General features: G+C 63.7%; 18 protein-coding genes and 1 pseudogene. 8 read left to right on the forward strand and 11 right to left on the reverse strand.

Annotated features, from left to right (window positions below):
* The first annotated feature begins 278 nt into the window (after positions 1-278).
* Together FJ443_RS06300 and FJ443_RS06305 are read left to right on the forward strand one after the other, a co-directional pair.
* Positions 279-2,648: an aminomethyltransferase family protein gene (locus tag FJ443_RS06300; RefSeq protein WP_140663118.1), complete on the forward strand. Its 2,370-nt coding sequence runs from the start codon at positions 279-281 to the stop codon at positions 2,646-2,648.
* Positions 2,649-2,900: 252 nt separating this feature from the next.
* On the forward strand, positions 2,901-4,610 hold the full coding sequence (locus FJ443_RS06305) for an APC family permease (protein ID WP_140663120.1): 1,710 nt from the start codon (positions 2,901-2,903) through the stop codon (positions 4,608-4,610).
* 78 nt (positions 4,611-4,688) lie between these two features.
* On the opposite strand, the gene FJ443_RS06310 is transcribed toward FJ443_RS06305, so the two are convergent.
* The 4 genes from FJ443_RS06310 to FJ443_RS06325 all read right to left on the reverse strand — a co-directional run bounded on the left by FJ443_RS06310 (position 4,689) and on the right by FJ443_RS06325 (position 11,943).
* Positions 4,689-7,838, reverse strand: a complete 3,150-nt coding sequence (locus FJ443_RS06310) for an efflux RND transporter permease subunit (RefSeq protein ID WP_140663122.1) — start codon at positions 7,836-7,838, stop codon at positions 4,689-4,691.
* A 248-nt stretch (positions 7,839-8,086) separates the two neighbouring features.
* Positions 8,087-9,232: an efflux RND transporter periplasmic adaptor subunit gene (locus FJ443_RS06315; protein WP_140663124.1), complete on the reverse strand. Its 1,146-nt coding sequence runs from the start codon at positions 9,230-9,232 to the stop codon at positions 8,087-8,089.
* Positions 9,233-9,288: 56 nt separating this feature from the next.
* Positions 9,289-9,897: a TetR family transcriptional regulator gene (locus FJ443_RS06320; protein WP_140663126.1), complete on the reverse strand. Its 609-nt coding sequence runs from the start codon at positions 9,895-9,897 to the stop codon at positions 9,289-9,291.
* 405 nt (positions 9,898-10,302) lie between these two features.
* A complete protein-coding gene (locus tag FJ443_RS06325; RefSeq protein ID WP_140663128.1) occupies positions 10,303-11,943 on the reverse strand; it encodes an acyl-CoA synthetase in 1,641 nt (546 codons plus the stop codon).
* Positions 11,944-12,136: 193 nt separating this feature from the next.
* On the opposite strand from FJ443_RS06325, the gene FJ443_RS06330 reads away from it, so the two are divergent.
* The 4 genes and pseudogenes from FJ443_RS06330 to FJ443_RS06345 all read left to right on the forward strand — a co-directional run bounded on the left by FJ443_RS06330 (position 12,137) and on the right by FJ443_RS06345 (position 15,847).
* Positions 12,137-13,102, forward strand: a complete 966-nt coding sequence (locus FJ443_RS06330; RefSeq protein WP_140514676.1) for a sugar-binding transcriptional regulator — start codon at positions 12,137-12,139, stop codon at positions 13,100-13,102.
* 79 nt (positions 13,103-13,181) lie between these two features.
* Positions 13,182-15,236: a bifunctional aldolase/short-chain dehydrogenase gene (locus FJ443_RS06335; protein ID WP_140663130.1), complete on the forward strand. Its 2,055-nt coding sequence runs from the start codon at positions 13,182-13,184 to the stop codon at positions 15,234-15,236.
* Between the two features lie 84 nt (positions 15,237-15,320).
* Positions 15,321-15,578 carry a type II toxin-antitoxin system RelB/DinJ family antitoxin gene (locus FJ443_RS06340; protein WP_140497837.1) on the forward strand — a complete coding sequence of 86 codons (258 nt, stop codon included), beginning with the start codon at positions 15,321-15,323 and terminating at the stop codon, positions 15,576-15,578.
* A gap of 1 nt (position 15,579) precedes the next feature.
* Positions 15,580-15,847, forward strand: a pseudogene (locus FJ443_RS06345) (type II toxin-antitoxin system YafQ family toxin).
* 74 nt (positions 15,848-15,921) lie between these two features.
* Here FJ443_RS06345 and FJ443_RS06350 read toward each other — a convergent pair.
* The 3 genes from FJ443_RS06350 to FJ443_RS06360 form a co-directional block, all read right to left on the reverse strand.
* On the reverse strand, positions 15,922-16,974 hold the full coding sequence (locus FJ443_RS06350; protein WP_140629147.1) for a substrate-binding domain-containing protein: 1,053 nt from the start codon (positions 16,972-16,974) through the stop codon (positions 15,922-15,924).
* 40 nt (positions 16,975-17,014) lie between these two features.
* A complete protein-coding gene (locus tag FJ443_RS06355) occupies positions 17,015-18,010 on the reverse strand; it encodes an ABC transporter permease (RefSeq protein ID WP_140663132.1) in 996 nt (331 codons plus the stop codon).
* Between the two features lie 92 nt (positions 18,011-18,102).
* Complete coding sequence (locus FJ443_RS06360) at positions 18,103-19,614, reverse strand: sugar ABC transporter ATP-binding protein (RefSeq protein WP_140663134.1); 1,512 nt, start codon at positions 19,612-19,614, stop codon at positions 18,103-18,105.
* Between the two features lie 135 nt (positions 19,615-19,749).
* On the opposite strand from FJ443_RS06360, the gene mtnK reads away from it, so the two are divergent.
* Together mtnK and mtnA are read left to right on the forward strand one after the other, a co-directional pair.
* Positions 19,750-21,021, forward strand: coding sequence for an S-methyl-5-thioribose kinase (gene mtnK / locus FJ443_RS06365; protein WP_140663136.1), 1,272 nt, complete (start codon positions 19,750-19,752; stop codon positions 21,019-21,021).
* Entirely contained in the window at positions 21,018-22,112 is a 1,095-nt protein-coding gene (mtnA, locus tag FJ443_RS06370) for an S-methyl-5-thioribose-1-phosphate isomerase (RefSeq protein ID WP_140663138.1), read from the forward strand. Before mtnK ends, mtnA begins: the two co-directional genes overlap by 4 nt.
* Positions 22,113-22,148: 36 nt before the next feature.
* Here mtnA and FJ443_RS06375 read toward each other — a convergent pair whose 3' ends face one another.
* The 4 genes from FJ443_RS06375 to nanR form a co-directional block, all read right to left on the reverse strand.
* The gene (locus FJ443_RS06375) at positions 22,149-22,949 is read right to left on the reverse strand and encodes a sugar phosphate isomerase/epimerase (RefSeq protein ID WP_140663140.1); all 801 of its coding nucleotides are present in this window, start codon (positions 22,947-22,949) and stop codon (positions 22,149-22,151) included.
* A 57-nt stretch (positions 22,950-23,006) separates the two neighbouring features.
* Complete coding sequence (locus FJ443_RS06380) at positions 23,007-23,852, reverse strand: phosphogluconate dehydrogenase C-terminal domain-containing protein (RefSeq protein WP_140555469.1); 846 nt, start codon at positions 23,850-23,852, stop codon at positions 23,007-23,009.
* Positions 23,853-23,898: 46 nt separating this feature from the next.
* Complete coding sequence (locus tag FJ443_RS06385) at positions 23,899-25,161, reverse strand: ribulose-bisphosphate carboxylase large subunit family protein (protein WP_181167652.1); 1,263 nt, start codon at positions 25,159-25,161, stop codon at positions 23,899-23,901.
* 105 nt (positions 25,162-25,266) lie between these two features.
* Positions 25,267-25,980: a transcriptional regulator NanR gene (nanR, locus tag FJ443_RS06390; RefSeq protein ID WP_140497819.1), complete on the reverse strand. Its 714-nt coding sequence runs from the start codon at positions 25,978-25,980 to the stop codon at positions 25,267-25,269.
* Positions 25,981-26,109 lie beyond the last annotated feature (129 nt).

Here is a 26,109-nt window from a genome sequence, read left to right on the forward strand (position 1 = left end):
GTAGGAGAAGGTGGCCTCGCGGAGCGAGGTCGGATGAGTGGTGCTCCAGCTTGGCAATGACGGCACGCCGTCACCCACCCCCTCAACCGTCTCGGCGCTGGGCACTGATCCACCGCCCTGGGGCGAGCCACGGATCTCGTCCCGTCCTTCGGACCCCACAAGGGGAGAAGGAAGAACCTGCCCCACCACCGCCTTGCCAAACCCACCCGCACTGCTATTCTTGCTGCTAAAATAATTTCACACACAGGCAAACTTGTTTCTCGAACCGCAAGGCTGAGATGAGCCAGTCGCCCTACCCTGCCGTCGCATCCGGACCACCCCGGCCGAGCCTGATCCTGCGGCCCGGCCAGATCGCGCTGCCGCCGGGCATGGAGCGCTATACGGTCCAAGGCAATGGTGCGGTGCTGATCGAGGCCGAGGCCGGCGACACGATCACGGTGCGCAATGTCGAGGGCGGCCAGGCTTGCGAACTGCTGGCGTGGGACGGCACGGGTGCGACCGATCCCTCCATCCTCGGGGAAAAATCCAACAGCAATGCCGCCGGCATCAAGGCGCTGCTTGCCGAGGGCGATGACAGTCTCGCGTCCCTGCGGCGCGGGCTCGCGCGCCGGCAGGTGCGGCTCGACCAAGCCAAGGCGGTGCGCGTATTCGGCGGCGCCACGCCGGCCGGCACCGAACAGGCTTTCAGCGTTGCGCGCGTCGGCTCGGTGGTGATCGCCGCGCCCGGCGGGCCGATGCTGGTCGACGGCCATGATACGGCGACGCCGCTTACCGTGATCGTGCGGCGTGCCACCATCCGTCCGGCGGCGAAGTCGCAATTGGCCGACCCGCTCGCCGATCCGGTGCTCGACCTGCGCGTCCATTCGGCGACGGCGGAATCCTATTTCGTCAAAGCCGGCGACTATCTGCAGATCATCGACGTCGATGGCCGCCAGTGCACCGACTTCCAGTGCTTTTCGGCGCGCAAGCTGGACAAGGGGCTCGACCATCCGCTCGATGTGACGACGACACGCACGCTGATGGGCGCGAGCTATCCGATGCCGGGGCTGCACTCGAAATATTACGACCAGGACATGGAGCCGCTGGTCGAAGTGGTGCAGGACACATGCGGCCGGCACGACGCCTTCGCGCTCGCATGCGCCGCCAAATATTACGATGACATCGGCTATCCCGGCCACGCCAACTGCTCGGAGAATTTCAACCGCGCGCTGTCGGACAAGGGCGTCACACCACGCGCCGGCTGGATGGCGATCAACTTCTTCTTCAACACGGCGATCGACGCGCATGGCGTCATGGTCTCCGACGAGCCATGGTCGCGGCCCGGCGACTATGTGCTGCTGCGGGCCCTGACCGACATCGTCTGCGTGTCCTCCGCCTGCCCCGACGACACGACGCCGGCCAATGGCTGGGACCTGACCGACATCCATGTGCGCACCTATTCCGGCCAGCACAAATTCTCGCGTGCGATCGCCAGACGCATGACGCCCGATTCGGAACCGAAAATGACCCGCGAGACCTCCTTTCATTCGAGCTTTGCCAAGCACACCCGCGACTTCGTCGAGTACAGGGGCTATTGGCTGGCCAATTCCTTCGCCAGGGAAGGCGCGATCGCCGAATACTGGGCCTGCCGGCAGGACGCCGTGATCATGGACCTGTCGCCGCTGCGCAAATTCGAGGTCACCGGCCCGGATTCCGAAGCGCTGCTGCAGTACACGCTGACCCGCGACGTCAAGAAGCTCGGCGTCGGCCAGGTCGTCTATTCCGCCATGTGCTACGAGCATGGCGGCATGATCGACGATGGCACGCTGCTCAGGCTCGGCAAGGACAATTTCCGCTGGGTCGGCGGCGACGATCTGTCCGGCGAATGGCTGCGCGAGACGGCGACAAAGCTCGGCCTCAACGTGCTGGTGCGCTCGTCCACCGACCAGATGCACAATATCGCCGTGCAGGGGCCGAAGAGCCGCGATATCCTGAGGAAGGTGATCTGGACCTCGCCGCTGCAGCCGTCGATCGAGGAACTGGAATGGTTCCGCTTCGCCGTCGCGCGCATCGGCGGCGGCAATGGCGTTCCGGTCGTCGTCTCGCGCACCGGCTATACCGGTGAACTCGGCTACGAGATCTGGTGTCATCCGCGCGACGCCGAAAAGGTCTTCGACGCGATCTGGGCCGCCGGCCAACCGCATGGATTGAAGCCGATGGGCCTGCAGGCGCTGGACATGGTGCGCATCGAGGCCGGGCTGATCTTCGCCGGTTACGAGTTCTCCGACCAGACCGACCCGTTCGAGGCCGGCATCGGCTTCACCGTGCCGCTGAAGTCCAAGACCGACGACTTCATCGGCCGCGAGGCGCTGATCCGGCGCAAGGAGAACCCGCAGAACAAACTGGTCGGGCTCGACATCGATGCCAACGTCGCGGTCGGCCATGGCGATTGCGTGCATGTCGGCCGCGCCCAGATCGGCGTCGTCACGTCGGGCATGCGCTCGCCGGTGCTGAACAAGACCATCGCGCTGGCGCGGCTCGATGTCACCCACGCCGCCATCGGCGCGCGAGTCGAAATCGGCAAGCTCGACGGCCACGCCAAGCGGCTGCCGGCGCGAGTCGTGGCCTTCGCCCATTACGATCCGCAGAAGACCAGGCCGCGTTCCTGATCGCGGCCTTCCGGGCATACGGGACTGCCCGTCGGCGGCGCCGCGGGGCACATTTGTGCGCCCGCCCGCAAGCGTGATGTGCACGGCGCGACAAAACGCTTGACGTGAAAGCGCGCCGGATCAATCTTCACTCCTAAGAAAAAAATACGACTGAGTGGAAACACTGAAGTCGCGGCGATATAGGCCGGGGAGCAAGCTTCGCACAGCCGAGGCGTCGCCGGCGGGGAACATCAAAAAGGGGAATTCACCGACATGAGCACCATAAGCACGGTCCTGGACCAGCCTGCCGAAAGCAAGCTGCTCAGGCATATCGACTGGCGCGGCGCCTTCTGGGTGGCGAGCGGCGTCCCGGCCCTCGTCCTGTTCTCGATCGGCGGCATTGCCGGCACGACCGGGACGCTCGCTTTCCTGATCTGGACGGTGTCCATGGTCATGGGCTTCCTGCAATCCTTCACCTATGCCGAGATCGCCGGCCTGTTCCCGAACAAATCGGGCGGCGCCTCGATCTACGGCGCCACCGCCTGGCTGCGCTACTCCAAGTTCATCGCGCCCTTGTCGGTGTGGTGCAACTGGTTTGCCTGGTCGCCGGTGCTCTCGCTCGGCTGCTCGATCGCCGCCGCCTATATCCTCAACGCGCTGGCGCCGGTGCCGATCTTTACCGACACGTCGCCCGAGGTCGCCGCCTATGTCGCGGCACATGCCGGAACAAGCGCCGCCGACGCCATTACCGCGGTGACCGCGGCGGCGACCCCGGCGATCCGCACGTGGTCGGCGTTCAGCCACACGCTGGGTCCGGTGTCCTTCACCTTCAACGCCACCTTCTTTATCGGCGCCGTGCTGATGCTGATGATCTTCTCGATCCAGCATCGCGGTATCCTGGGCACCGCTAATGTGCAGAAATATATCGGCCTGCTGGTCATCGTCCCGATGCTGATCGTCGGCGTCGTGCCGATCTTCACCGGCCAGATCAACTGGGCGAATTTTTCGCCGCTGGTGCCGCTAGCGGCCGCGTATGCGCCAGAGCCCGGCGCCTGGAACATTGCCGGCTGGACGCTGGTGCTCGGCGGCATGTTCATCGCCGCCTGGTCGACCTACGGCTTCGAAACCGCCGTCTGCTATACGTCCGAGTTCAAGAATCCGGGCACCGACACCTTCAAGGCCATCTTCTATTCCGGCCTGCTCTGCATGCTGCTGTTCATCCTGGTGCCGTTCACCTTCCAAGGCGTGCTCGGGTTGAATGGCATGCTGGCGACGCCGATCGTCGACGGCTCAGGCGTGGCGGATGCTCTCGCCGGCATGGTCGGCGGCGGCGGGCTTATCCACAGCCTGCTGGTGATGCTGATGATCCTGGCGCTTGTGCTGTGCATCATGACGGCTATGGCCGGCTCCTCGCGCACGCTCTACCAGGGCTCCGTCGACGGCTGGCTGCCGCGCTACCTCAGCCATGTCAACGAACATGGCGCGCCGACGCGGGCGATGTGGACCGACCTGTGCTTCAACCTGATCGTGCTGGCGATCGCCTCGGCCGATGCGACGAGCTTCTTCTTCATTCTCGCCGTATCCAATTGCGGCTACATCATCTTCAACTTCCTCAACCTCAATGCCGGCTGGATCCATCGCATCGACAACGGCCATATCGCGCGGCCATGGAAGGCCCCGAGCTGGCTGCTCGGCGTCGGAGCGATCTTCGCCTATGTCAACGCGATCTTCATGGGCGCCGGCGCGAAGGTGTGGAACCCGATGGCGCTGTGGGCCGGGCTGATCACCGCAGCGCTGATCATCCCGGTGTTCTGCTTCCGCCATTACATCCAGGACGGCGGCAAGTTCCCCGACCACATGCTGGCCGACCTCGGCATGGCGGGAGCGGACCTCTCGGTGAAAAAGGCGGGCATGCTGCCCTATCTGACGCTGGTCGCCGGCGTGGCGGTAATGCTGATCGCCAACTGGTTTTTCGTTATCTGATTTGCCTGACGGGCAAGCGGCCTTCGGCTCCGCAAGAACAGAAATCGGCCGGTCTCAAATGAGACCGGCCGATTTCGTTCATTCAGCCGCCAAAGCGAGTTGCGGCCTCTCCACGCCTTCGACGGTTTCCGGTTCGGGCGTCTGTTCGTCGGTCGGCACCTTCTTGCGCTCGCGGCCGAAGAACAGGGCGTAGCCGGCGGGCAGCACCAGGATGGTGAGCACGGTTGCAACCAGAATGCCGCCCATCATGGCGTAGGCGAGCGGCCCCCAGAATACGCCGCGCGAGATCGGGATCAGCGCCAGCACCGCGGTCATTGCCGTCAACACGATCGGCCGGAAACGGCGCACAGCCGAGCCGATGATCGCTTCGGAGCGTTCCATGCCTTTCGCGATGTCCTGGTCGATCTGGTCGACGAGGATGATGGAGTTTCGCATGATGATGCCGAGCAGCGCGATGACGCCGAGGATGGCGACGAAGCCGAACGGCGCGCCGCTGATCAAAAGGGCCGCGGCCGCACCGATGATGCCGAGCGGACCGGTGGCCAGAACAAGCATAGCCTTGCCGAAATGCTGCAGCTGGACCATCAGCAATATGACGATGACGGCCAGCATGATCGGCGCCTTGGCGGCAATGGAAGCCTGGCTTTCCGCCGAATCCTCGGCACCGCCCTGGATCTCGATCTTGTAGCCAGGCGCCAGACCATCGCGCAGGCCCTTCATGTCGTTGTACATCTTGGTGACGACGTCGTTTGACTGCACGCCGTCGGGCAAGGTCGCCCGCACGCTGATGGTCGGCAAGCGGTCGCGCCTCCACTCGACGCCTTGCTCCAGCACCGGCACAACCTTGGCCACCTGCGACAGCGGCACGAAGCCACCGAAATCGGTCGGGATGTAGATGGAATCGACCGAGGACAGCAGCGCGCGGCTGGCATCCGGCTCGCGCGCGACGATGGACACCGTTTCTTCGCCGTCGCGGAAGTCGCCCAGCGGCGCGCCGGACATGGACGCCTGCAGCATCTGGCGGATGCGCTGCGAGGTGACGCCCAACGCACGGGCGCGGTCCTGGTCGATGACCAGCTTCATCGCCGGCACAGGTTCCAGCCAGTCGTCATGGACGGCGCCGAGCAGCGGGTTGGCCTGGAATTTCGCCTTCACCTGGTCGGCAATGCGTCGCACTTCCTGGCGGTCCGGGCCCATGACGCGCATCTGCACCGGCCAGCCTGTCGGCGGCCCGAGGAACAAGCGGTCGACCTTGCCGCGGATGGAGGGGAAGTCCTGCGCCAGGATGGTACGCAGCTTGACGATCAGCCGCTCGCGCGCCGGCTCGTCATTGGCCATCACAAGAAGCTGGGCGAAGTTCGGATTCCTGAGCTGCTGGTCCAGCGGCAGGAAGAAGCGCGGCGCGCCTTCACCGATATAGGTGGCGATGAAGCGCTTGTCCTTGTCGTCCATCATCTTGGCTTCCAGCGCCTTGGCCTGCGTCTCGACTTCCTTGATGCTGGTGCCTTCCGGCAGCCAGAGATCGACGAGGATTTCCGGGCGAGACGATTGCGGGAAGAAGTTCTGCGGAATGAACTGGAAGGCCCACAGGCTGGTGGCGAAGGTCACCAGCGTCATCGTCAGCACGATGATGCGATGGCGCACGGCCCAGGTAACGGTCGAGCGAAGCCGGCGATAGAAGCTGGTGTCGAAGACGTCGTGATGGGAACCGGCATGCTTGCGCTGCTTGAGGATCATATATCCCAGCCATGGCGTGAAATAGACCGCCACGAACCAGGACACGACGAGCGCGATGCCGACGACGTAGAACAGCGTGCGGACATATTCGCCGGCGGTGGAGGCGGCGAAGCCGACCGGAATGAAGCCGGCGGTGGTGATCAGCGTGCCGGTCAGCATCGGGAAAGCGGTCGAGGAATAGGCGAAACCCGCCGCCTCGATCTTGACCAGCCCCTCCTCCAGCTTGCGTTCCATCATCTCGACGACGATCATGGCGTCGTCGACAAGCAGGCCGAGCGCGATGATCAAGGCGCCGAGAGAAATGCGCTGCAGGTCGATGCCGATCTCGTACATGACGGCGAAAGTGGCGGCCAGGACCAGCGGGATGGCGATCGCAATGACAAGTCCGGAGCGCCAGCCGATCGACAGGAACGAGACGACGAGCACGATCAGCAGCGCTTCGCCGAGCGCATGCATGAACTCGCCGACAGCGTCCCTGACGACCTCGGGTTGGTCCGATATCTGGTCGACGGAGACGCCATAGGGCAGCGCCTCCTCGAATCGCTTGTAGGTCGCCTCGACGTCCTTGCCGACATCGGTGACGTTGAAGCCCTTGGCCATGACGACACCGAGCTGGACGCTCTCGTGGCCATTGAACCGGTACTTGCGCTCGAAAGGATCCTCCAGCCCCGAGCTCACGGTGGCGATATCGCCAAGGCGCGTCACCTGGTTGCCGGCGCGCAAGCGCAGCTCGCGAATGTCGGCCGCCCTGGTGACGTCGCCCTCGACCGAAATGCGGACCGAGCGCAGGCCGGTGTCGACAGAGCCTGCCGGGTCGACATTGTTCTGTCCCTTGATCGCGTTCTGCAGGTCAGTCAGCGTCAGGCCGCGCTCGGCCAGCGCCTTGGACGAGACGTCGATATAGATCTTCTCGGGCTGGTCGCCGATGATGACCGCCTTTTCGACGCCGGGCGTCGTCAGCAGCATATCGCGGGCCTGGATGGCGAACTTCTTCAATTCGGGATAGCTGAAGCCATCGCCGCTGATCGAATGCAAGGTGATGAAGGTGTCGCCGAATTCATCGTTGAAATAGGGGCCGAGCAGGCCCTGCGGCAGATCGCCTGCTATGTCGCCGACCTTCTTGCGCACCTGATAGAAGGCGTCGTTGACCTGGGCAGCATTGGTGTCGCCCTTGATCTGAACCGTGATGATGGCGCTGCCGGCGCGCGTGTAGGAGCGCACGAAGTCGAGATGCGGCGTTTCCTGCAGCTTGCGTTCGATCTTGTTGACGACCTGGTCTTCCATCTCCTGGATCGAAGAACCCGGCCAGATCGCCTGCACGACCATGACGCGGAAGGTGAAATCGGGATCTTCCTTCTGGCCCATGCGCATCAGGCCGAGCGCACCGGCAAGGATGATCAGGCCGAACAGGAAACGTGCGATGCTCGGATGCCCGATCGCCCAACGCGAGAGGTTGAAAGGCCGCTTTTCAGTGTTGCTGTCGGTGGTCATGGCGCCAGTCCAGTCCAATTGATCTGCAGGGCAGGTTCATCATGCCGTTCATGCGTTCTTCGTCTGGCTTCCGGGCGGCGAAGCTCCCTCAAGCGGAGAGACTCGCATCGCGTGTGACGCGACAATGATGCGGGGGAGCCATCTTGCCGGCGTCTCGACGATCGGGCGCCTGCCGCCCGGAAACCATGGCCTGCCCGGTCTTGCGGCTCGCGCCGCCAAGACAGGGGGGCTTTCGTAGTGCCTGGCTGTCAGCGCAGGCTGCTGGTGGCAGCGTCGTCCGCCGCCGAGGCGGACTGCTGGAGACTGTCGCCGGACAGCTTGACCTTCAGATTGTCGGTCATGAACTGGGTGCCAGCGGCAACCACGACGTCGCCCTGCTTGAGGCCGTCGGCAACCGCGACGCCATCGGCGGTGAAGTTCGCGATCTTGACCGGACGCGAATGCACGGTGTCGCTGCCGCGGTCCACGGCCCAGACGATCTTCTGGCCGTCCTTTTCAGCCAGGGCGCTGAGCGGGATCGAGACCAGCTGGGTCTTGCTGTCGATCGAGGCCTGCACGTTGGCGGTCATGCCGAGCAGCACGCGCGGATCGTTGGGAAGCGAGACGCGAACGGCGAAGGTACGCGACTGCGGGTCGGCGCTGCCGGCCACTTCGCGGACCTTGCCGGCAAGCGTCAGCGCATCGTCCGCCCAGAAGCTTGCCTTGACCTCCTTGCCCGGCCTGAAGCCGGCAATATCCATTTCAGGCACCGCGATCAGCACTTCCTTCTCGCCATCGACGGCAACCGTCATCACGGGCGTGCCGGCACCGACCACCTGGCCGACATCGGCACTGACCGCGGTGACGATGCCGTTCTCGCTCGCCTTGAGGTCGGTATAGTGGACCTGGTTCTGAGCCTGGGCGAGGGTCGAGCGGGCGGCATCGCGCGTCGCGACCGCCTGGTTGTAGGCCAGCGTCGCCTGCTCGAGCTGCGATTTCGGCGCGAAATTCTTGGCATAGAGCTGCTCGGCGCGCTTCCTGGCGAGATCCACCGTCTCGACCTGGCGCTCGGCGGCGTCAAGGCTCGCCGCGGCGCTTTTGACCGAAAGCTCGTAGTCGGAGGGATCGACGCGGGCGAGGACGTCGCCCGAGGTGACATGCTGGCCGATGTCGACGAGCCTCTCGGTGACCTTGCCGGCAACGCGGAAGCCGAGATTCATCTCGGTGCGAGCACGCACCGAGCCGGAGTAATCGAGCTGGCGGGTGGTCTGCGCCGCGCCGATCTCGACGACCTTGACGGGGCGGATGATATCCCTGACCTCCGCCTTCTCCTGGGAACAACCGGCAAGGCCGAGTGCCGCGACGATCAGGCCGGCAACGGGCAGCCAGCGGATAATGGAATTGGACGAAGACACCTTAGCACTCCCAAACTGGAGATTGATTGTCGTTGCCGGCGCCCGGCGGGCGGCGGCTATTTCTTCAAGGCCTTGATCGCATAGTCGATGAGGTCGTCGGGCATTGCCCGGTTGGTCTTGGCAAGACACTGGGCCACCATCTGCGGGTGGCACAAAATGACCGTGGCGGCGCCGAAGCAGCGCGACGCAATCACCGGATCCTGTTCCCTGAATTCGTCGGCCGCGATGCCCTCGCGGATCACCTCGGCAAAAAGATCGTGGATACTGTCGACATGCTTGTCGATGACGCTCCAATCGCGCTCGAGAGCGACGATGACCATCTCATGGACCTTCTGGTCGTCGAGCATGACCTCCATCGTCATCTTGTACTGCGCGTGCACGTAGCGCCGCAGCCGTTCCTCGGCGCTGATCGGCAAATGCATGATCTCGTAGGCCATCCTGTAGCTGGCCCCGAGCATCCGGCCACAGACCGCCTGGTGGATTTCGACCTTGGACGCAAAGAAGCGATAGATGTTGGCTGGCGACATGCCGAGTTCGCGGGCAATGTCGGCGACATTGGTCTTGCCGTAGCCATAGTGCCGGAACAGGCGCTCGGCGCAATCGAGAATGCGCGTTACATTCTCCTGGCGAGCGGCATCGGCGACGAGGTTGGCGGTTTCGGACATAGCCTCTTTCGATTTACTAGTGATGAATTTTGATTTTCGTCACTCGTAAATCGAAAGGAACGCGATGTCAACGCGGATTCGGCGTACGCGTACAAAATGGTGACAGATGGTGACAGTGAGGGGGGTGGCTCGCCTCGCACTTCGTCATCCCAGGGTGGAGCAGTCGCGAAGCGACGTCGCGGAAATCCTAGGATCCATGCCGTGGCCTTGCGGCCGTGCTCCGGCAGTCGAGGATGGCTGCTGTAGGCTACAGTAACTTCCTGATCCACCTCATTTTTTGACTGACATCAGGGCATGGATCCTAGGGTCTGCGCCGCGTCGCTTGGTCCTTGCTTCGCCCTGGGATGACGAAGTCACAAGGCCCGCCGCAAATTGTCGAGGTCATGGCAAGAGCGGCCATGCGGCCTACGCCTCCTTCGCCATCTCCCTTAGCCGGAATTTCTGGATCTTCCCCGTCGAGGTCTTGGGGATCTCGGCGAACACCACCGCTTTCGGCAGCTTGAAGCGGGCAAGCAGCGCGCGGCAATGCTCGATGATCTCTGCCTCGGTCGCCGTCTTGCCAGGCTTCAGCTCGACATAGGCGACCGGCACCTCGCCCCATTTCTCGTCCGCCCGCGCCACCACGCCGCAAGACGCAACGGACGGGTGCTTGTAGAGCGCGTCCTCGACCTCGATCGAGGAAATGTTCTCGCCGCCCGAAATGATGATGTCCTTGGAGCGGTCCTTGAGCTGGATATATCCATCCGCATGCATGACGCCGAGATCGCCGGAGTGGAACCAGCCGCCGGCGAACGCCTCGTCGGTGGCCTTGCGGTTCCTGAGATAGCCTTTCATGACGATGTTGCCGCGAAACATGACCTCGCCGATGGTCTGGCCGTCGGCGGGCGTCTGCGTCATCGTTTCGGGATCCATCACCGTGAGGCCTTCGAGCGCGGCGTAGCGGACGCCTTGCCTGGCCTTCCTCGTGGCCCTCTGCCCCTTCTCCAGATGATCCCACTCATTGTGCCATTCGTTCACCACCGCCGGGCCGTAGGTCTCGGTCAGACCATAGAGATGCGTGACGGCGAAGCCGGCATCGGCCATGCCGGTGAGCACCGCTTCCGGCGGCGGCGCGGCGGCCGTGTTGAAGGTGACGGCTTGCGGGAACTGGCGCTTGTCCTCATCCCTGGCGTTGATCAGCACCGACATGACGATCGGCGCGCCGCACAGATGGGTGACGTCATGGTCGGCGATGGCGTCGTAGATCTGCTTCGGCCGAACCCAGCGCAGACAGATATGGGTGCCGGCCTGGACGGCCAAGGTCCACGGAAAGCACCAGCCATTGCAGTGGAACATCGGCAGTGTCCACAGATAGACCGCGTGCTTGGCCATGCCGGCATGGACGGTGTTGGCGTAGGCCATCAGCGCAGCACCCCGATGATGATAGACGACGCCTTTCGGGTTGCCTGTCGTGCCCGAGGTGTAGTTGAGCGAAATGGCGTCCCACTCGTCGTCTGGCATCGACCAGGCGAAATTCTCCTCGCCCTCGGCAACGAAGGCCTCGTAATCAAGAGTGCCGATGCGACCACCCTTCGGATAGGGAGCGTCCGCGGCGTAGTCGGGATCGTCATAGTCGATGACCAGGGGCTTCACCTTGGCCAGATCGAGCGCTTGCCGAACCACTCCGGAGAATTCGCGATCGACGATAAGCACCCTGGTCCCGGCATGGTCGAGCTGGAAAGCGATCACGGCGGCGTCGAGGCGAGTGTTGAGCGAATGCAGCACCGCCTTGGTCATTGGCACGCCGAAATGTGCCTCCAGCATCGGCGGCGTGTTCGACAGCATCACCGTCACCGTGTCGCCCTTGCCTATGCCGCGCCTGGAGAGCGCCGAGGCGAGCTGCAGCGAACGCCGCCAGAAATCGCGATACGTCACGCGCTGCCGGCCATGGATGATGGCGACATGATCGGGATAGGTCTTGGCTGCCCGCTCCAGATAGGTGAGCGGCGTCAGCGGCTGGTGGTTGGCAGCGTTCCTGTCGAGATCCTGTTCGTAAGGGTTGCCCATCGTGTCCTCCCCGTATGTCCCTTTGCCGACATGTTCTAACCACAGGCTGGGGCCGCGTCACCAGCAACGATGCCACGACAAAGCGCGTCTGGCGCAATGATGATCTAGATTTGGCGCGCGTAAAGGCATCGCGTACCTCCGCGCGGTTTGACTTTTGTCGAGAGCCGTGACTAATGTCAGCCGAGGAGAAGGCATGGCAATCCGACCGGCAGAACAACTTATCCACAAGGCCGCCTGGCTCTATTATGCGCATGGCCTGCGCCAGGACCAGGTGGCGAGCCAGCTTAACATTTCCCGCGCCTCGGTTGCCATGTATCTGCGCAAGGCGCGAGAGACCGGCATCGTCAACATCTCGACCTCGACCCAGCTTTTCACCGACGACGTCATGGCGCGCAAGCTCGAGGATGCACTCGGTCTCGACGCGGTCTGGATCGCGCCGGAAAACGGCCATATCGCCGATCCCGCCACCGACATCGCGGTGCTGGCGGCGAGCGTCTTTCTCGAACTGGTGAAAAAAGGCGACCGCATCGGCGTCGCCTGGGGACGCACCGTCTACATGATCGCCGACATCATGTCCTACGCCGATCTCCAGGATGTCACCGTGGTGCAGCTCTGCGGCAATCTCGGCGCGCCATATTCCTATCGTCCCGACCAGTGCACGATGGAGATCGCCCGGCGGCTCAACGCCAAGGGCATCAATTTCTACGCGCCGCTCGTGCTGACCACAGAAGAGCTGGCGCGCGGCCTGCGGGCCGAGCCTGTAATCCGCGAACAGCTGTCGAGCATCCACGAATGCGATCTGGCGCTGTATTCGGTCGGCGCCGTCGATGCCGACAGCCATCTGGTCAAATGCGGCGCGCTGACATCAGACGAAATGGCCGACCTGCGCAAAGCAGGGGCGGCCGGCGTCATTGCCGGGCAGATCATCGATGCCGAGGGCAAGGTGCTCGACTGCGGCTACAACAGGCGGGTGATCTCGGCGGAGCTTTCCTCGTTGCGCGCCATTCAGAAGCGGCTGATGGTGGTGCAGGAGAACAGCAAGTTCGAACCCCTGCTCGCTGCGATCGACGGCGGCCTTTGCACGCATCTGGTGGTCGGCGCCGACATGGCGCAGCGGCTTCTGGATCATGCCGGAGCGCCAGGCAAAAAGGTATCCTAGAGACCATTCCTGCCGCGGCCGTCATCAGGGCGTCGCGGCATTCCTGTTTCACCACGATGACAGCAACCGGACGAAGCTAATGAAGAACCTGTGGAATGACGGCGACGCGGAGAAGATGGTTGCCGACTATGCAAAGAAAGGCGTCGGACGCGACCTCGCGCTACGCGTCTACACGACGCGCCTGCTGGGCGGCGAACCGAGACTGGTGCTGCATGGCGGCGGCAACACCTCCTGCAAGACCAAGGCGACCGACCTCGTCGGCGACGAATGGGACGTGCTGTGCGTCAAGGGCAGCGGCTGGGACATGGCCGTCATCGAGCCGGAGGGCTTGCCGGCGGTGAAGATGGGCGCGCTCATCAAGGCGCGCGCGCTGGACAAGCTCTCCGACGAGGACATGGTCGCGCTGCAGCGGGCGAACCTCATCGATCCGTCCTCGCCCAATCCTTCGGTCGAGACTTTGCTGCATGCCTTCCTGCCGCACAAATTCGTCGACCACACGCACTCGACCGCCATCCTGGCGATCGTCGATCAGGAAGACAGCAAGCCGCTGGTGAAGACGGTGTTCGGGGCCAAGATGGGTTACGTGCCCTACATCATGCCGGGCTTCGACCTCGCCAAGGCGGCTGCCGACGTTTTCGACGCCGACCCTGATGTGGAAGGCCTGATCCTCGACAAGCACGGCATCTTCACCTTCGGCGACGACGCCAAGCAGGCCTACGACCGGATGATCCATTATGTGAATGTCGCCGAGGAGTATGTAGCCAAGCATGCCAAGCCCAAGGCGGCAAAGGCCGCGCTTCCCGCGAAGCTCGCGACGCCGGCTTCCATCGCTCCTATGTTGCGCGGCGCCGTGGCGGTGGCGCGCCGCGAAGGCCGCTTCGACCGCATGATCAGCGATTTCCGCACCTCGGACGCGATCGTCGATTTCATCAATTCGGCCGAGATCGCCGACTATGCCGCACGCGGCGTGTCGACGCCGGACCTGTCGATCCGCATCAAGACCGGACCGATGGCGGTGCCGGCGCCCGATGCGGACAAGATTGGCGACTACAAGGCCGTCATCAAGAGCCATGTCGACGCCTTCGCCAAGGAATACCGTGCCTATTTCGAGACCAATGACGCGCTCGACGACGTCAAACGCACCATGCTCGACCCGATGCCGCGGCTGACGCTGGTGCCAGGACTCGGCATGTTCGGCCATGGCCGCACGCTGAAGGATGCCAGGATCGCCTCCGACGTCGGCGAGATGTGGATCGAGGCCGTGCGCGGCGCCGAAGCGGTCGGCCGTTTTCATCCGCTTTCCAAGGCCGACCTGTTCCCGCTCGAATACTGGTCGCTGGAACAGGCCAAACTCGCCTCCAACAAGCCGAAGCCGCTGACCGGCCAGGTCGTGCTGATCACTGGCGGAGCCGGTGCGATCGGCGCCGCGACAGCCAAGCTTTTCGCCGACAATGGCGCCCATGCGGTGGTCGTCGATCTCGATGGCGAAAAAGCCGCTGATGCGGCCAAGAAAGCGGGCAACAATTCGATCGGCGTCGCCGCCGATATCACCGATCCGGACCAAGTGCGTGCAGCCTTCGACAAGGCGGTCGCCGTGTATGGCGGCGTCGACATAGTGGTGTCCAATGCCGGTGCCGCCTGGGAAGGCCGGATCGGCGAACTTGACGACGCGCTGCTGCGCAAGAGCTTCGAGCTCAATTTCTTCGCCCACCAGTCGGTGGCGCAGAACGCGGTGCGCATCATGCTCGAACAGGGCACCGGCGGCGCTCTCCTGTTCAACACCTCCAAGCAGGCGGTCAATCCGGGTCCGAAATTCGGCGCCTATGGCGTGCCGAAGGCGGCGACGCTGTTCCTGTCCCGGCAATATGCACTGGATTACGGCGCGCATGGCATCCGTTCCAACGCCGTCAATGCCGACCGCATCCGCTCCGGGCTGTTGACCGACGCCATGATCGCCAGCCGATCGGGCGCACGCGGTGTCTCGGAAAAAGAATACATGTCCGGCAATCTGCTCGGCCAGGAGGTGACGGCGCAGGACGTGGCGCAGGCTTTCCTGCACCACGCGCTGGCCGACCGCACAACCGCCGACGTAACGACGGTCGACGGGGGCAATATCGCGGCGGCGCTGCGGTAGCACCGTCACGCACAGCGCAGACGGCAGGCTTGCAAGAACACCCGTTTGTAGCTACATTGTGGCTCAACAGTAGGGAGTCGCAACATGGCTACGGACACGGTTGTCCGCGCTCGAATTGATGCCGCGACAAAGGACCAGGCTACCGAAGCCCTGGCGGCAATGGGACTGTCGGTCTCCGACGCCATTCGGCTGCTGCTGGTCCGCGTCGCCGCCGACAAGGAATTTCCCTTTCCGGTGAAGGTGCCGAACGCAACCACCCAAAAGGCCATGGCCGAATTGGAAAAAGGCAAAGGCAAGCGTTTCGCGTCAGCCGACGAATTGTTCAAGGATTTGGGCATCTGACATGCCGACGCCCGTTCACTCCGGGCAATTCCGCAGGGACGTTAAGCGCATGGAGAAGCGTGGCAAAGACCTCGCTAAATTGCGCGAGTTGTTGGGCCTGCTCATCGCCGGACTGCCGGCGCGTTATAAGGATCACCCCTCTAAAAGGCGACTGGAAAGACTATCGGGATGCGCATGTAGAACCGGATTGGCTCTTGATCTACCGCATTGCCGACGATGAGCTGCGGCTTGCCCGCACCGGCTCCTACTCCGATCTGTTCAACGAATGAAGACAGCAAAAAAGCCGCCTGCAGTTGCTGCAAGCGGCTGTTCCAAGTGTGAGCGAATTGCAATGTCGATTGGCTTACTTCGCGTTCGGGTTCGGCATCCAGGCGGGCATGGCGACATCGGCATGGGCGAACTGCGGCAGCTTGGCCGACAGGTCCTCCATATTCTTGATGTCCTTGTCGAGAAGGTCCCTCTGGGTGATCAGCGTCGGCGGCACGACGACGTTGTGGCCGGGGTCTTCGCCGGCCAGCAGTTGCGCCAGCGCACGCACCGAGACCTGGCCCACGACGGCCGGGTTGGTCGCGGCGGTTGCCGCCCAGGCGCTGTCGGGCTCCCGCATCGCCGCAATGTCGGAGGTCGAGATGTCGGCCGAATAGATCTTGATGTCCTTGTTCAGGCCTGCCTCGTCGACGGCGATCTTCACGCCCTTGGCGAACTCGTCATAGGGAGCAAACATCACCTTGATGTCGGGATGGGCGGTCAGCACTGAGCGCGCCTGGTTGGCGACCGAGTTGGCGATCGGGTTGTCCAATGTGCCGAACATGGCGACTTCGTTGATGCCCGAATATTTCTTCTTCACGTCGACCCAGGTTTCGTTGCGTCGGTCGAGCGGGGCGATGCCCGCGACATAGACATAGCCGGCCTTCCAGCTCTCGCCATTGTCCTTGACGGCCTGCTCGAGCGCGAGGCGCGCAAGGTCGCGGTCTGACTGCTCGATCTGCGGGATCTTGGGGTTTTCGACATTGACGTCGAAAGCGACCACCTTGATGCCGGCGTCGACCGCGCGCTGGGCGGCGTCCTTCATCGATTCCGTCAGGCCGTGCTGGATGATGATGCCTTGCACGCCGAGCGCGATGGCCTGGTCGACCATGTCGGCCTGGAGGGCGGCGTCCTGGCGGCTGTCGAGCACGCGCAGGTCGACGCCGAGGGCCTTGGCTTGCGCCTCGACGCCGGAGAGATAGGCCTGGAAGAAGTCACCGGTCGAGAGATAGCGCACCAGCGCGATCTTGACGCCGGGCTTGTCGAACGGCGCCGGGCGATCGGCGGCCAGAGCCGTCCCTTGCATCAGCAGCGCCGCGCCGGCGAGCCCGAGCGCTGCCTTGCCCAAAAGTCTTCTTGTGATGTTCACGTCGTTTCCTCCACTTGTTGAAATGCAACCCGGTCGAAATCTATGTCCTGCCCCTGCCGGAAAGAGCGAAGGTGAAGACAAGGGCGACGACCAGAACGGCGCCCTTGATGAAATCCTGCGTGTAGTATGGCGCGTTCATCATCGTCAGACCCTGGAGAAGGACGCCTACGAAGATCGCACCGACGGCCGTGCCGAACGCGTTCGGCTTGGCGGCGCCGAGAACCGCGTAGCCGATGAGTGCCGCGGCGACGGCGTCGAGCAGAAGATTATTACCCGAGGCGATGTCGCCGCGTCCAAGCCGCGCGGCGAGCAAAATACCGCCGATCGAGGCAAAAACTCCTGAAATGATATAGGCCCAGATTTTGTATGCCTTGACAGGCGCGCCGGCGAGTTCGGCGGCGCGCTCATTGGAGCCGACGGCATACATCATGCGGCCGAAGCGGGTGTATTCGAGGAAGAACCAGATCAGTACCGCGAGCACCGCCAGGACGACGACCGAGACCGGAACGAGATTGGGGATGAAGAAGTCGAAGCGGTGGCGGCCGAGCGCCAGGAACGCCTCGCCGAACTTGCCGTTGGCGACCGAGCCATCGGGCATGGTCATGCCGGTGGCGATCGAGCGGCCTTCGGTCGGGATACGCTGCAGGCCGACCAGCAGGAACATCATGCCGAGCGTCGCCAGCAGGTCCGGCACGCGCATATAGACGATCAGCCAACCATTGATGAGCCCAACGATAACGCCGATCAGCAGGCAGACGATGACCGCGATGACAGCGTTCTGCTCCAGCACGACCATGACATAGGCCGCCGCCATCATGGCTGACGTGGCGACCGAGCCGATCGACAGGTCGAAACCCCCAACGACCAGCGTGGCGGTGACACCAAGCGCCAGCACGCCGGTGATGGCGACCGACTGGAAAATGAAGACCGCACTTTGCGGCGAAACGAAACCGTCGGCGGCGATCGCGAAATAAGCGACGAGCCCGAACAACAGGACGATGAAACCGTAGCGGATGGCGTGGTTGCGCTGCGTCATTCAGCGCCCCCGCGCGCCGCTGCCGTTTTTACCCAACTCGAACCCATGCTCTCCATTCCAATTGTCATCGTCAGCTCTTCAATTCCAGCCGGTCAAGCCGCGCGGTGCGGCAGCCCGCCGGCCACCTCGGCCAGCAGACGATCGAGATCGATGTCCGCGTTGCGGTGTTCGCCGACGATGGTCTGCTCCGACATCACCAGGATACGGTCGGCCGTCTCCAGCGCCTCGTCGAGTTCGGTGACGAACAAAAGCGTCGCGCGGCCATTGGCGCTTGCCCTCAGCTTGGCGGCGATGTCGCGCCTCGCCGAGATGTCGACGCCCTGAAACGGCTCATCGAGAATGAACAGGCTTGCATCCTGCGCCATCCAGCGGGCGACCATCACCTTCTGCTGGTTGCCGCCGGACAATGCCGACATCTCGTCCTTCTCGGAGCGGCAGACGATGCCCAGTTCCTGGATCTGCCGGCGCGCCGTGGCGCGTTCGAGGCGGCGCTTGAGCACGCCCAGGTTCGACATCCGCCTCAGGAACGGCAGGCTGACATTGCGCTCGATGTTGAAGCCGCCGACGATGCCGCTGGTGGCGCGATCCTTGGCGATGAGGAAGACGCCGGCGGCGATCGCATCGCCGGCCGAGCGCGGCGCGTAGGGTTTGCCGTTCATCGTCATGGTGCCGGCGATCGGCCTGCGCACGCCGAATAGCGTCTCGGCAAGCGCTGTCTTGCCGACGCCGACCAGCCCGGTGACGGCAACGACCTCGCCGTCGCCAAGGGTCAGCGAGATCGGCCTGGCGCCCTGGGCGATGCGCAGGCCTTCGACGGTCAGCACCGCCTTGGCCGAGTGCCTGGCGACGATCTGGTCGAGGTGGATCTTGCGGCCGAGCATGGCATTGACCGCACCTTCGTAGTCGAGCGGCTTCTTGTCGAAGACGCCGGACACGGCGCCGTCGCGCATCGAGACGATGCGGTCGGCAAGCCGCCTTATGTCGGACATGCGGTGCGAGATATAGAGGATCGCCACGCCTTGCGCGCGCAGCCTGTCGACCAGCGCAAAAAGCCGATCGGCTTCGGCGCTCGATAGCGATGAGGTGGGTTCGTCGAGGATCAGCACTTTCGGCTGATGTGCCAGCGCGCGGGCAATCGCCACCATCTGGCGATCGGCCAGCGAGAGATCGCTGACGCGCGCCTTCAAGTCGATCGCCAGGTCCATGCGGTCGGCAACCGCCTTGGCCTCGCGATGCACACGGACCGGGTTGAAGAGCACCGGGGCGCCACTGCCGCTCAGCCTGTCCAATGTCAGATTGGTCGCCACGTCAAGGTCGGCGACGACACCGTCATTGATGTTCTGGTGAACGGTGACGACGCCAGCGCGGATCGCTTCCGCCGGTCTTCCCGGCGCAAAGTCCTGGCCGGCCAGGGTCATGGTGCCGCCGTCGCGCTCGTAGACGCCGCTGACGATCTTGACGAGGGTGGATTTGCCGGCGCCGTTGGCGCCCATCAGGACGGTCACTTCACCGGCATGGAGTTCGAGCGAGACGCCGCCAAGCACCTCGTTGCGGCCAAAGGATTTCCTCAGTCCCTCTACGCGGAACACGGCATTGCCGACCATGCGTTCCTCCCTGCCCGTGACGCTATGGGCTACATCGGCAATTGTCAACACGATTGACAATTGCCAGAGCGCTACCTAGCTTGGCCCCGCCGCCGTGGCTCCGCTATTATGGGGGAACGAGCAGGAGGGGTGAGGATGACCGGGAAGACGCCGTTCGAAGCACTGTCGGTGGAGACGCTCGCCACGCGGCTCGGCACTAACGAGGCGCTCACCGGGCGCATCGGCGAGGACACCAGCCGCTGGAAAGTGCGCGAGGTCGGCGACGGCAATCTTAATCTCGTCTTCATCGTCGAGGGTGATAAGGGCGCGGCTGTCGTCAAGCAGGCCCTGCCCTATGTCCGGCTGGTCGGCGACAGCTGGCCGCTGCCGCTGAAGCGTTCCTTCTTCGAATATCACGCGCTGACGCGGCAGGAGGCGCGCGCGCCGGGCTCGGTGCCGGCCATCTACCATTTCGACGAGACCCAGGCGCTGATCATCATGGAGTATCTGTCGCCGCACATCATTTTGCGGCGGGCGCTGATCGAGGGCCGGCAATTGCCGAACATCGCCAGGGATATCGGGCTGTTCATGGCCCGCACCCTGTTCCGCGGCTCCGACTTCTCGATGGTGACCAAGGAACGCAAAGCGGATCTGGCGCTGTTCGCCGACAATGTCGAGCTGTGCGACATCACGGAGAACCTGGTGTTCTCCGACCCCTATTTCGACGCCAAGATGAACCGGCACACTTCGCCGCAGCTCGACGCCCTGGTCGCCGAGTTGCGCGCCGACCGCGACCTCAAGGTGGAAGCGCAGCGCCTGAAGCATCTGTTCGCCGCCAATGCAGAGACATTGCTGCATGGCGACCTGCATTCCGGCTCGATCATGGTCACGGATACAGAGACCAGGATGATCGACCCGGAGTTCGCCTTCTACGGGCCGATGGCCTTCGATGTCGGCATGTTGCTCGCCAATTTCTGGATGGCCTTCTTCTCGCAGCGGGGTCATGAGCAGAGCGGCAAGCGCGACGCCATGCGCGCTTATCTGCTCGATGTCACGGCGCAGACGTGGTCGGTGTTCCGCACCGAATTCTCGCATCTGTGGCGCACGGAGCGCAACGGCATGCTTTATCAAAAGAGCCTGTTCGAGGATCAGGGCGACAGGCTCGGCGCCGAGCAGGCGCTCGACCATGTGCTGCACCAGATCTGGGACGACCTCCTCGGCTTTGCCGGCATCGAGGTGCACCGGCGCATCCTCGGCCTCGCCCACAATGCCGATTTCGAAACCATTGCCGACGAAGACCTGCGCGCCACATGTGAAGCGAGGGCGCTGAAGTTCGGCCGCCACATCGCCGTCAATAGGCGTCATATTCACAGCATCGACGAGGTCAACAACCTGGCCGCGCTAATCGAACAGGAGAACCGCATTTGAACGTCGGCGAGCGCCACTATCGCACCATCTGGCTGAGCGACGATGGGCGCTCGGTGGAGATCATCGACCAGCGCTGGCTGCCGCATGACTTCCGTGTCGTGAAGGTCGACACCGTTAACGGCATCGCCACCGCCATCCGCGACATGTGGGTGCGCGGCGCGCCGCTGATCGGTGTCACCGCTGCCTATGGCGTCGCCATGCAGATGGCGGACGATCCGGCGGATGCCGCGCTCGACGCCGTCTGGGAGACGCTCCACGAGACGCGTCCCACGGCGATCAATCTGCGCTGGGCGCTGGATGAGATGCGGCGCGTCCTGCGGCCGCTGCCGACGGAACAACGCGCTGCAGCCGCCTATCGGCGCGCCAGCGAGATCGCCGACGAGGATGTCGGGCTCAACCGCGCCATCGGCGAGAACGGCCTCGCCATCATCAAGGACATCGCGGCGCGCAAGAATCCGGGCGAAACCGTCAACATCCTGACCCATTGCAACGCCGGCTGGCTGGCCACCGTCGACTACGGCACGGCCACCGCGCCGATCTACCTGGCAACGGAGGCCGGCATTCCGGTCCATGTCTATGTCGACGAGACGCGGCCGCGCAACCAGGGCGCCCAGTTGACGGCCTGGGAGATGGCCGGCCACGGCGTGCCGCATACGCTGATCGTCGACAATGCCGGCGGCCATCTGATGCAGCGCGGCGCAATCGACATGGTCATCGTCGGCACCGACCGCACGACGGCCGACGGCGACGTCTGCAACAAGATCGGCACCTATTTGAAGGCACTCGCCGCCGCAGACAATGACGTGCCGTTTTACGTTGCGCTGCCTTCGCCGACCATCGACTGGACGGTGGGCGACGGGCTTGCCGAAATCCCGATCGAGGAACGCTCGGGCGACGAGGTTTCGCTGGTGTGGGGCAAGACCGCGAGCGGCGAGATCGCCCAGGTGCGCGTCTCGCCGGAAGCGACGCCCGCGGCAAACCCCGCCTTCGACGTGACGCCGGCGCGGCTGGTCACCGGCCTGATTACCGAACGGGGCGTCGCCAAGGCCTCGCGCGCGAGCCTAAAGGAGATGTTCCCGGAGCGGGGATAGCCGGCTCTCGCAAAGGCCAGGAACCACCTTTCGCGTTCAGAAGGTGCTGCTCTTTGCGATCTCCAGCGAGTTGACGAAATCCAGTGAACGCCGCAGCGCGCTCCGAATGGTGGCGATATCCACCGGCGCGCTCCGCCGTTGGGGATCACGGTGCTGCGGGCGCCGCAGCCGCAATGGCAGTTCGATGCTGACCGGCAGCGTCGCGGGAAGCGTTGCCCAGTACGGTTCGTAGTCGATCGAGCCGTCGCCGATAGCGCAAAATGTCCATCCCTCCCCGGTGCTGACGACATCCTTCAGATGAGCATGCCCAACGGCATCGATGGCATCAGCGATATCTTGCGCCGGCTGCACCGTCTCGTTGCTGTAGGTAAAGACATTTCCGGCGTCGTGGTTCAGGCGCACGTGTCGCGATCCGATGTCCCGAATGAAGCTTGCCCCCAGCCGGGCACTGCCGAGCAGATCGCCTTGGCCATGTCCGGGATTCTCGAGCGCCAGCACGATGCCGACTTCCTCCAGCCTCGGCAGGAGGGCGTCAATCGTTTTGCGGATCGCCGCGCTGTTTCTCGCCGGGCCGGCATTGGTAATCAGGAAGGACGCGCCAAGACCGGCGGCAAAGCCGATGCGGCGGGACAAGGCGTCGACGGCATCGGCCCCCGACAGGTCGAGATGAGCCGACACGGCATTGATCCCCAGCCCGGCATGTTCCGCTGCCTGGCGCAACTTCGCGGCGTGCGCAGCCGCAAACATGCCTTCGTCGAAATCGACATAGCCGCGGATGAAGGCCGGCTCGACATGGAGGGCGCCGGCCGCCGCAATCTCCTCGAGGGCCAATTCCATGGGATAGCCATCGAAGAGCGCGGTCGATACCGAGGTCCGGCGCGGCGAAGGCAGGGCTCAGGCTCCCTTGCCGTAGACGATCAATTCCGAGGCTTCCTTGACCTTGGCAGGAGACAGCGCTTCGCGCCAGTCGTCCCGGACCACGACGCCTTTGGCGAATCGCATCAGCCTCAGCGCCGCATCGGACGGCACTTTCGGAGAGAAGCCGAACCACATGGCGATCTCGACGTTCAGATGCCCTATCAGGAAGTCCAGCGCGGCCTGTCTGGGAATGCCATATTTGCGCTCACACTCCTCGACGGCCTCGACCATGGTGTCGACGAAGGGCATGGCCACCATTTCGGACAGGCCCGGCTCCAGGATCGCCAGTTGTTCGACCGTGACGCGATGGCTGTCGATGATCGGCGACCACATGGCCCTGCACACTTCCTCGCCAAGCGCATAGTGCTCTTCCGGACCTTGCATCAGGGCACAGACGATCGATTGCCTGGCGATGCCGCCATGGTAATCGCGACGCGCGGCCCATTCCGTCTCTTCGCCGAACAGCGGCGGATGGCAGGGATGGCCGACGAAATAGGTGAGATCCGGCCGATCCGCGGGCAAGTCGCCGGCATAGGGCGCTGCCGCATCCAGAATAAGGATCATGGTGCCCGCGGCAAGCATCGGCGAGATCTGCCGCGCCACCTGGCCGATGGTATTGTCCGGCAGGGCCATTACCACCACCTTGGCGCCGGGAATGCCCTCGTCCATGGCGACGGCGCCGATATCGGCCTCTCCCAGCCGCTTGCGGCCGGCCTCGCCGATCTCCACGGCGCGGACATCGTAGCCCGCTTCGATCAACTTGCGCGTCACGCGGAAGCCCATCTTCCCTCCGGCCCCAAGCACCGCCACGGATGTCGTCATTTGCTTTCTCTCCCATTTGCCTTGATGGCGCGCCGATGGCGCAGATTCAGCCGAACGCTTGCAGCGCGGCTTCGAGCTCCGGATGCGTGGCGGCGTAGTCGCGTGCGGGAACCCCTGCCGCCGCGGCTTCGAAAGCATCATGCAGGCTTCGAACGCCGGCGGCCGGCCCGCCTGGATGCGCCATGATCCCGCCGCCGCAGCAATAGATGAAATCGTCCGAGCCGAGCCTCGTATAGGTCTCGGCCGCCTGCACAGCGGTCTGTCCAGACGAAAACACCGGCATGACCGTATCGGGACGGCCAGCCCGCTCGAACATCGGGGTGAGACAGCCATGGGCCGACGCCATCACCGATTCGTCCGGCTCGCAGAACTTGTTGGACAGCCCGTTGACGTGCATGTGGTCGATGCCCGCCAGACGCCAGAATTTCTGATAGGCGAGATAGCTCATGCCGAGATCGGGAGAGCGGCTGAAGAGGCCCCATCCGGCCCGATGGCCGTGCAGCGCAACGGCGGAGTGGCGGCGCATCTCGATGACGGCGGACAGGCCGACGGAATTCAGGACCAGCATGGCGCAGGTCCCGCCACGGCGCTCGATCAGATCCAGCTGGCGACGCATGGCGTCGATGTCACCGGAAATGTTGGCCGCATACATGACCTTGCGCCCGGTCCTGTCGGCGTGCCTGTCTATCACCGCCATGACCGCTTCGAACCGGTGTTCGAACGGCGAATGCGGAGGGTCCCCCATCAATTCGTCGTCCTTGATGAAATCAAGCCCCGCGGCAATCAGCGTGTCGGCCAGGGCCGCCGTCTCCTGCGGGGTAAGACCAACGCTCGGCTTGACGATGGTGCCGATCAGCGGACGCCCGTCGACGCCGGTCAGGCGACGCGTTCCCTCGACGGCGAAGGCCGGCCCTGGGTAGGCATCCGCGAAGGCATCGGGAAAGGTAACGTCGAGGAGACGCATGGCCGAAAAATGATGCAACTCGAACAGATTGCCGAGAACCGTCGACCAGACCGAAGGCAGCACTGTTCCCGTATTCTCGATGTTCCAGGAAAGGCCCACCTTGGCCCGGCGCGGCCTGACGGTGGCATTTTTTGGCGAGCGGGAGAACGGCAACGCCTCGCTGTCGACCTCGGCAACATCGCTGATGAATTCGACGCGGGCTCCGAACTTGCGCAGCAGCTCCGGCGTTTCTCCGGGTATGGCGCGGAAAGTCCCGCTTGATTGTTCGCCCGCCATCGCAGCCGCGGCAACCTCCAGCGGGTAGCGGGTTTCGATCAGATAGGTGGCGCGGAGGCGACCGGACAATGCAGGCTTCCCGACTGGAATGACGTTCACGGAGTGACCGTTAGCACCAAAAAGAAATCATGTCATCATATGAGTTTTCTCGGGCAAAAAAATTTCGGCGGCCGCTCAGCCGGCTCCGCCGCCGGCCAGTTTCGAATAGAGCTCGTTGGCGCGGCCAATGTGGTCGGCCATTGCCGCGCTCGCGCCTTCCGGATCGCCGCCGGCGATTGCCTTGTAGATCCGCTCATGCTCCTCGACCGTCAGCCGCTCGGCGCCTTTCATCGCCACCAGATCCCGCTTGAAACGGGACAGCCATTCGAGCATTCCCTTCGCCACCGCCGCTATCATCGAATTGCCGCTCATCTCCGCAATGACGGCGTGGAACTCCATGTCGGCAGCTACAAACCGGGCTTGGTCGCCCTTTGCCTCGCGCAAATGACGCAAGGTCTCCGCGAGGCGTTCCAAACTCTTGGCCGTAGCGCGCCGCGTGGCTATCCGAACCAGGCCGGTTTCCAGCAAGAGCCTGACTTCCTTGAGTTCTTCGAGCCCGCGAGAGTTCGTCGCCAGCATCATGACCATCGCCGCTGAGACCTGATCGACGATGACATCAGGCGTCGGATTGATGACGCGGGCACGTTCTCCGTGCGAGATCCTGATAAGTCCCATCTGCTGCAGCGACAGCATCGCTTCCCTGATCGAGGGCCGGCCGACGCCGATCATCGTCATTAGTTCCTTTTCCGACGGCAATTGAGAGCCGGGCGGGAATTCGGACGTCGAGATTGCCGCCATCAACCGGTCAAGCACCTCCACATATAATTTCTTTTTCTGGACCGGCTCCATCCGTCCCTCCCTGGGTGCTCGCGGCATAATCGATCCCGAGTCGCGTCGGCGGACAAGGGTCGCGCCATCGATTGACATTACATATATGATGACCTAACGTCCGTCTACGGCCGACTTTGGACTGGTCAC

It is taken from the genome of Mesorhizobium sp. B2-6-1 (assembly GCF_006440475.1).
Lineage (GTDB): Bacteria > Pseudomonadota > Alphaproteobacteria > Rhizobiales > Rhizobiaceae > Mesorhizobium.

Excerpts from the sequence above, each read along its gene's own strand:
- FJ443_RS06300 (WP_140663118.1), top strand. The coding sequence starts at position 279 with ATGAGCCAGTCGCCCTACCCTGCCGTCGCATCCGGACCACCCCGGCCG.
- FJ443_RS06305 (WP_140663120.1), top strand. The coding sequence starts at position 2,901 with ATGAGCACCATAAGCACGGTCCTGGACCAGCCTGCCGAAAGCAAGCTG.
- FJ443_RS06310 (WP_140663122.1), bottom strand. The coding sequence starts at position 7,838 with ATGACCACCGACAGCAACACTGAAAAGCGGCCTTTCAACCTCTCGCGT.
- FJ443_RS06320 (WP_140663126.1), bottom strand. The coding sequence starts at position 9,897 with ATGTCCGAAACCGCCAACCTCGTCGCCGATGCCGCTCGCCAGGAGAAT.
- FJ443_RS06325 (WP_140663128.1), bottom strand. The coding sequence starts at position 11,943 with ATGGGCAACCCTTACGAACAGGATCTCGACAGGAACGCTGCCAACCAC.
- FJ443_RS06330 (WP_140514676.1), top strand. The coding sequence starts at position 12,137 with ATGGCAATCCGACCGGCAGAACAACTTATCCACAAGGCCGCCTGGCTC.
- FJ443_RS06335 (WP_140663130.1), top strand. The coding sequence starts at position 13,182 with ATGAAGAACCTGTGGAATGACGGCGACGCGGAGAAGATGGTTGCCGAC.
- FJ443_RS06340 (WP_140497837.1), top strand. The coding sequence starts at position 15,321 with ATGGCTACGGACACGGTTGTCCGCGCTCGAATTGATGCCGCGACAAAG.
- FJ443_RS06355 (WP_140663132.1), bottom strand. The coding sequence starts at position 18,010 with ATGACGCAGCGCAACCACGCCATCCGCTACGGTTTCATCGTCCTGTTG.
- FJ443_RS06360 (WP_140663134.1), bottom strand. The coding sequence starts at position 19,614 with ATGGTCGGCAATGCCGTGTTCCGCGTAGAGGGACTGAGGAAATCCTTT.
- mtnK (WP_140663136.1), top strand. The coding sequence starts at position 19,750 with ATGACCGGGAAGACGCCGTTCGAAGCACTGTCGGTGGAGACGCTCGCC.
- FJ443_RS06375 (WP_140663140.1), bottom strand. The coding sequence starts at position 22,949 with ATGGAATTGGCCCTCGAGGAGATTGCGGCGGCCGGCGCCCTCCATGTC.
- FJ443_RS06380 (WP_140555469.1), bottom strand. The coding sequence starts at position 23,852 with ATGACGACATCCGTGGCGGTGCTTGGGGCCGGAGGGAAGATGGGCTTC.
- nanR (WP_140497819.1), bottom strand. The coding sequence starts at position 25,980 with ATGGAGCCGGTCCAGAAAAAGAAATTATATGTGGAGGTGCTTGACCGG.